The following is a 7162-nucleotide window of genomic DNA, read 5'->3' as shown; positions in this document are numbered from 1 at the left end:
CCCGCTGGTCCAGACCTCGCCAGACCGTGCATCTTGTCGACGGCAACTCGAAGGTCCTCACTGGTGGCTTGCATCCGTACTCCCTCCAAGATCAGCCCTAACCGTCGCCGCTCCCGCCAAGGGAGGGCAGCGAGCGTGGTCTCAAGGGTGAGCCTTTCACGAGCAGGGACACCGGCCCGCTCGGCAATCTCATCAATTTTGGCGGCAAGTTCGCCCCAGTGGGCGGTAGCCTTCAAAGAGAAAGGGTTTGAAACGCTCATACGCTGAAATCTGACACTGAAAATGGCAGGCGGAGTGCAGCCCACATTTAAACCCGGGGTAACGTGAGCTCGGCCAACAGGTTCCCTGGCTGCGTCGTTTTGTCAGAAATCTGCCTCTTGTGCCGATCCTGAGCTTCAAACAGGCTGGAAACGCGACAGTCCGCAGAAGGCTGTGCATTGAGGCAGATCATGGTTCATGAAAGTTTTTTCCGAATCGCCGTTCAAGAGAATTTGTCTGGCAACGAGTTTGAGTCAGCCGCACGGGCGCACCTGAAATCCCTTGAGGATGCGGGCGAAACGCCGGAGCAGATCGTCCGGCAGCTTGCCGATGTTGTCGCCTCGTATGCTACTCGGGGCCTCAACGACGAAGCCAGTGCCCTGCGCGAGATCATCCGCCAATACCAGGCGAGATGGACAAAGGACAGGGTTCGTCCGTCCTAAAACGAGGCCGGACGAGCCTTCCGGGTGTGGGACTAAGCAGCCCTGCTGTTCATGACCCGTGCTGCTCCGGGCTGCTCTCCACCGAGACAGACAAGCTCAAGAGCTATTTGTGCGTCTTTCACATCGCAGGAAAGTCCATCGATGCCCGAGGTCCAGAGCGGGTAAGCTTCGTCACCTTCCGTGACGATGATGACCTGGGATTTGGTCCCTGGTGTTCTGACGCATGAGCAGCCAAAACTGCGGCACAGATTGCCGTGTTCCGATCTCTAATGGATTGGACCCGACGTTGGCCTGAGCGGACGAGCCACTCACGCTCAGCAGCTATAATGATGAACCCCTGCATGGGCTCTTCCCCGCAACAGCAAGCTAATTTGCCCGAAGCTCTGATCAGGTCAAGCACCCAGGTGAGCGGGGCACTGATGAGCGCTGGATCAATGCAGCGCCGTAGCGAGAGGAAAGGAATGGAGAAGGGTTCCTTCAGGGCAGACGATGTTTAGGTGCCACCCGCTCCAGTCCTCAATGACGCCACCATATTCTCGCCGGAGCTCGTTGACGGCCGTCAAAGCTTGGGTCTTGGCACTCTCAAGATTCGAGACCTCTACCCCTTCATCATCGATCAGCTCCTCATGACTGTTCACAAGGTGGAAGTAGCAGCGCATCAGGAGTCCCCCAGTTCAGGTAACTGGCTAGAGCTGATTAGCCCTCCTCCGATGAATTATGAATGAATTGATCCTTATAGGTTTCTATTCATCTCTGGTAAGGCAACCGACAGACGAGGGCTGGAACGTTTCCAAGGCCACCCAGCCAATGTCCGGCCTCGCGAAAGGCACCAGATAGGCACGCCCTTCCTCCAGGTTCTCAATCCGGCAGGGTACGGCTCTCCTGTCTCCTGGTGGACGGTAAACAACAACAGTTCCGACCTGCAGGCCACTCCCAGCTCGCCTGTATGGTCCATCAGTAAGGGGAGTTTCCAAAGCCGGAGCTTCTTTTGGTGCGCTGAAGCCCTGTTTGCTTGCTCTCAGGCACTCCAGGGCCGCAATCGCCACTCTGGTTCGATCCCTGTAGCGGTCACTTACGACCCGCAAGATAGGTCCCTGGATGCGCCCTGGATACCATGACAAACCTCCCGCCTTGGCCAGTTCTTCCGCCACAACCTCGATTTCTTCGTCCGTCCCTGTGCTGTCCCTCGTCTCTGCTCCCAGCAAAGGGAAATAGTCTCATGACGGGGCTCAGCCCCAAATGACAATAAGGTAGTAATATTGCTTCAAACGCGTAATACGGTCCGACAATTATCTCTTCATGGTTCAAGCGAGGCTTTGGTGACGAACGAGGGAGGAATCGCAGAGTACTTTCCTGTGATCATAGGCCACGGCGCAAATGTTAATGCCTTGCCGAATAGAAGACAGAAGAAGCAATAAACTTGCTGAGGCCCTAGCGTGTTCCGCTCCCCCTCCCGTTCAGCCTCCCGGTTCGAGACCAGGTTCCTTCTTCCAATCGGCGCTGTGACGCTGGCCGCTATCGTGCTCTCCGCCGCTGCAATGTTCATCGCAGCCCATCAAAGTGACAGTATCTCGGTCGCCCGCCAGATCCGCACGACCCGCCACGCGATCAACAGCAGCGTCTATGAACTCAGCAAACAGCAGCAGACCATCGCCGTCTGGGATCAAGCCGTGCAGGAGTTGCACAGCCCTTCGACCAACTGGCAATGGGTGAATGAGGAGATTGGTGTCTGGTTGCACCAGCTCTTTGGACACGATCAGGTCTACATCCTGGACCCGCGCAACGCGCCGGTCTATGCGATGATGGACGGGGAGCGTGCGTCGGCGGACCAATTCCTCCGGGTGAAGCCTGACCTGCAAGCCCTGATCGACGGTGTGCGTGATCCGGTGCACGCCGAACAGAACCGGCAGAACCACAGTCGTTTAGGGCAAGCAGCCAGCGTGGCCGGTTCGGGCGACAAGGTCGAGTTTGACGCCCACTTTCTGGAAGTACTTGGCCGACCAGCGGCAGCCAGCGCGATGAAGTTCATGCCATCGACTGAGGCTGTCACCCAAGAGCCTGGCAGTGAGTTCGTCATTGTGTCGGTTCGATTCCTCGACAGCGATTTCCTGAGGGAGCTTTCCGAGAGAAACCTCATCGACGGCGTGCGTTTGTCGCGATTGGATACGACGGCGTCTGGTGAGAAGGCGCTGCCGCTCACGAGCGACCTAGGCCATCCGTTCGGCTACTTTATCTGGGCACCGGAACTGCCGGGCACGAAGATCCTGTGGATCCTTGGACCCATTGCCGGCCTCGTTCTTGCAGCCGTGGTCATGATGATGGCTTTGCTCGTCCGCTGGCTCCGGCGTTCAATGCTGGAGCTTCAGGCGAGTGAGGCCCACGCCCAGCATTTGGCATCGCATGACGTATTGACAGGATTGCCAAACCGCAGCCTGTTCGATGAACGGCTTGACCAGGCCCTCGTTCGCACACGACGCGGCGACAGGCTGGCGCTGCTAACCCTCGATCTCGACCGGTTCAAGCAGGTGAACGATACGCTCGGTCATGTGGCAGGTGATACCCTGATCCGCGAGTTTGCTGGCCGGCTCTCTGGATTGGTCCGTTCCACTGACACCGTCGCCCGTCTAGGAGGTGACGAGTTCGCGATAGTGCAGACAGGAATACAGGACCGGCACGATGTTGACGCACTCTGTGCCCGCATTTTCGAGGCTGTGCGCCAGCCGTTTGACCTTCTCGGCCGCCAGGCGTTTGTCGGTGCCAGCATCGGTGTTGTCCTGGCGCCAGAGGCGGGACTGGATCGTGCCGAACTCATGCGAAAGGCGGATATCGCTCTCTATCACGCCAAGGACGAAGGCCGCGACTGCCACCGCTACTTCACAAGGCCCATGGACGACACGATCAAGCGCCGCGCCATCATCGAGGAGGAACTACGAACGGCACTCGTGTCGGGGGAAGGACTAAAGGTCTTCTACCAGCCCCAAGTTGCAGGTGCTGGTGATCCTATGATTGGCTTGGAGGCTCTGATCCGCTGGGAGCACCCGACGCGCGGCCTCATCACGCCAGACCAGTTTATTCCCGTCGCGGAGGAGACAGGGCTTATTGTGCCCTTGGGCGAGTGGGTCTTACGTCAGGCTTGTGCGACTTCGCGCCGATGGCCGCATCTATTCGTTGCTGTCAACTTGTCACCGGTGCAGTTTCGGTCGAGCGAGTTCGCGAAACGGGTCATCGAGATCGTTCGTGAGTGTGGTGCCGACCCGCACCGAATCGAACTGGAAGTCACTGAGGGCACGCTGCTGGAGAATGATGAATTTACACGGGGCGCGTTGGACACGCTGCGGGTTGCAGGCTTCAGGATCGCTCTAGACGACTTCGGGACAGGATACTCCAGCCTGAGCTACCTACGGCAGTACGAAGTCGATAAGATCAAGATCGACCGCTCCTTCACCCAGCATTTAGGGCATGCCGCAGATGAGGACTCGGCTGCGATCATTACAGCTATCGTGGCTCTCGGACATACGCTGGGGTTGACTGTAGCGGCAGAGGGAGTTGAGACGGAGGATCAGTGGCAAGCCCTTGCTGCGATGGGCTGTGATGAGTTGCAGGGCTACCTGTTCTCGCGGGCCATTCCGGAGGATGAAGTAGCGGACCTGCTTGTGACTCCCCACCGTGTCCGAAAACTTCTGTCGGAGCGGGTGCCGATGTCTTGAGGTGCCCCACCTGCGTCTGAGCCTGTCGCGCGGATCTCTGCCCTAAAAATCGCTGTGGTGAACGGACGTCCGGTCCTGCTCTTTTCATCAGCACTATAGGCACGATGGTAAAATCCGCCAAGCTTCCGCAGGTGTGGGTGAGCGCCCCTCCGTTCTGATGGAGGATGGCCTTGGGAGTTCGATCCGGAACTGAAGGCAGCTCCTACTCGTCACGGGTTGGAACACCCTCCGTAGAGAAGTGAGTAACGTCCGTTAATGTATCTTCATCCAACCTCGTCGCGATTTCTGGGGCAGGCAGCCGAAGATGCTGCTGCCGTGCTGCCTCATTCTAGGCTAAGAGTCATAGTTAATATGTCCCTAACAAGACAGACTGGCTGGATGACGAAAATGCCGGCCTGAACCAAATTTGTTGGGGACATTCCTATGATTTCAATCTGGCGCGGCTTGGCCGGTGGCGTTGTGCTTACTATGGCGGTTGCGCTTCATTCCATTCCGGTCTTGGCCAAGCCTGCTGCCCGCGTAGCCGTTACGCCGGAGCGGATGTCCGAGTTGCGGCAGATCAACAGCCATGTGAACAGCACCATTGTCGAAGTGTCCGACATGGACCAGTACGGGCGCGAGGACGTCTGGACGCTTCCGACGAGTGGCCGGGGCGACTGCGAGGATTTCGCGCTGCTGAAGCGCAAACTGCTCATGCAGCAGGGGTGGCCAGCCTCGGCGCTGTCGATCTCGGTCGGTACGACCTCATCCGGCGAGGCTCATGCGGTGCTGGTCGTGGCGACGGCCAGCGGCGAGTACGTCCTCGACAATCTCACCCCGTCCATCCTGCCGCCCTCGCAGACAAGCCATACTTTCCTTTCGCGCCAGTCGGGACGTGGATGGGTTTCGGCTTCGGGCGCAAGAACCAGCGAGCCGACGGTGGACCTTCCCGTTGCCCGCAGCCTGCCCGTGGCGCAGGCCGGGCTTCGCAGACCGCGCGGCTGACCGGCTACCATTGTAGGCAAGCCGTGGAACTGAGCCGCCTATAATTTCGTTGCGGGATTGTGGCCTCTTGGGTCAGAGAAGCGCCGTCCATCGAGTATTGCTTGCCCCTGATAGCTCAAGACTATCAGGGGCTTTTGTTTGGGTCGCTGTCACCGGACAGGCTAAAGCCAAGGTGCGCGTAGGTATAAAGATTGCCTATCCGTTAACAGACGCAGGTATATCCACACATCTTCTGAAAATATTTCTAGGAATGTGTCGGAACCATGTTCCTGCTCGGGCGTAATCTAGCAACCTGAGCCGCTCTTCTGCGATCAGCCTCCATCATTAGTCTCTTGTAAGGTGAACCATGAAGCGTTCGCACGCTCTCGCTTTGTCTGCGATGACCCTGTTCCTGGCCTCGTCGGCTGCATCCCAAGCCCAAGTCGTGAGGTCGGGCGAGCAGTGTCAACCTGCCGTCGCCAACGCATCCATGTACGGCAACTGCCGCCTGCGGATCGTCCAAGGCCAGGAGGTCTGCCGCTGTGCCATTCTCCCCCGGGCGCAGCGTCTGCTGAACCTCAATGATCGCAGCGATGCAGCGACAGGCTCGATCACATCGCGCGGCGTGCTGAGTTCCGGCAGCGTGTCCAACGCCGGATCCAACTCGGTTGGGGTCGGGGCGACTGGCTCCGGTTCGGGTCGAGCAAGCAACGCCGGCGGGGTGGCGAGCAGTGGCTCCTCTGGAAACAGCGGCTTTGGCGGCGCTGCCGCCGGAGACGCCTCTAGGGGAGCATCAGCAGGTGGCACAAGCGCCGGTGGCGGTGCTGTCGCCGGAGACGCCTCTGGGGGAGCATCAGCAGGTGGCGCAAGCGCCGGTGGCGGCACGGCCAGTGGTTCGAGCGGCGGCGGCCGCGGGTCGGCAGGTTCCGGCGGCAATGGTAATGGTGCTGGGTCGGGCAATGGCAATGGACCGGGGAATGGAAACGGCCAGGGGCCGGGCAACAACAACGGCCTCGGCAACGGGTCCGAACCTGCCGACAACACCAGCACCGACGTGAAGGGCACCGATCCGTCCAATCCGGGCGGTGGTAACGGCAGTGCCGGTGCTGGAGGTCGAGGCGGCGACGGTAATGGCGGTCGTGGCGGCGGCAACTCTGGTGGAAACGGTGGCGGCAACGGCAACGGCGGAAGGCGCTGAGCGTCCAATAGGTTGCGGTTTCTGATGCGCTGTGGTTCGGCCATTCTTCCAAGGCTGTTCGTCAGCGATTTGCTCCTGCGAAAACCCTTGGCGGTTCAATCAGCCAAGGGTTCTCACTTTTAGAACATTGCCCCTCACCGCTTCAGTGGAAGCAGCATGAAAGAAGGTTTTGAGTTGGCACATTTCTTTGACACCGACACCTGAGGGCAACGTCCTCCTGTCGATTCCTTTGGCGCTAATGCTGCAATAGCTCTCTTGAAGCCGGTGTTCAGGTGCTCTCAGCAGAGTGCGGCTTTACCACCTGCCGGATGACCTTATCCGGTAGGTGGGGTTTGGCGGAAAATCCAACCTTCTCGCACAGGACGTCTGCGCACTGAGCCAGGTTAACCTCCCATTAACCCTGTTGTCCGACGATGGCTCAACAGGCCCTGTGATGGTTTTCCGGGCGTGCGATTTCCAAACAACTTTTCCGTTTCAGGGGGCGTCTCCGCACGCTCCGTACAAGGTATTTCCATGAGCCGACAACCGCTTGTTCTGCTTGTTCCCGGAGATCGATTGGCTGGCATGACAACGGCCAGCAGCTTAGTGAGCTA

At 58.9% G+C, this 7162-nt stretch carries 5 protein-coding genes; 4 read left to right on the top strand and 1 reads right to left on the bottom strand.

The window, feature by feature from the left end; all coding sequences use genetic code 11:
• Positions 1 to 437 precede the first annotated feature (437 nt).
• Complete coding sequence (locus FS320_RS34670) at positions 438 to 701, top strand: hypothetical protein (protein WP_152716927.1); 264 nt, start codon at positions 438 to 440, stop codon at positions 699 to 701.
• Positions 702 to 1132: 431 nt separating this feature from the next.
• Here FS320_RS34670 and FS320_RS51050 read toward each other — a convergent pair whose 3' ends face one another.
• Entirely contained in the window at positions 1133 to 1360 is a 228-nt protein-coding gene (locus tag FS320_RS51050) for a DUF6894 family protein (protein ID WP_152716926.1), read from the bottom strand.
• Between the two features lie 777 nt (positions 1361 to 2137).
• Here FS320_RS51050 and FS320_RS34655 point away from each other — a divergent pair.
• The 3 genes from FS320_RS34655 to FS320_RS34645 all read left to right on the top strand — a co-directional run bounded on the left by FS320_RS34655 (position 2138) and on the right by FS320_RS34645 (position 6569).
• Positions 2138 to 4408, top strand: coding sequence for an EAL domain-containing protein (locus FS320_RS34655; RefSeq protein ID WP_152716924.1), 2271 nt, complete (start codon positions 2138 to 2140; stop codon positions 4406 to 4408).
• Positions 4409 to 4831: 423 nt separating this feature from the next.
• Positions 4832 to 5392, top strand: coding sequence for a transglutaminase-like cysteine peptidase (locus FS320_RS34650; protein ID WP_152716923.1), 561 nt, complete (start codon positions 4832 to 4834; stop codon positions 5390 to 5392).
• 346 nt (positions 5393 to 5738) lie between these two features.
• Entirely contained in the window at positions 5739 to 6569 is an 831-nt protein-coding gene (locus FS320_RS34645; RefSeq protein ID WP_152716922.1) for a hypothetical protein, read from the top strand.
• Positions 6570 to 7162: the final 593 nt, after the last annotated feature.

Origin of the sequence: Microvirga tunisiensis, assembly GCF_009296175.1 — a bacterium.
GTDB lineage: Bacteria > Pseudomonadota > Alphaproteobacteria > Rhizobiales > Beijerinckiaceae > Microvirga > Microvirga tunisiensis.
Note: the sequence above shows the minus strand (reverse complement) of the source record. Positions and strands in the feature narration are given on the sequence as shown.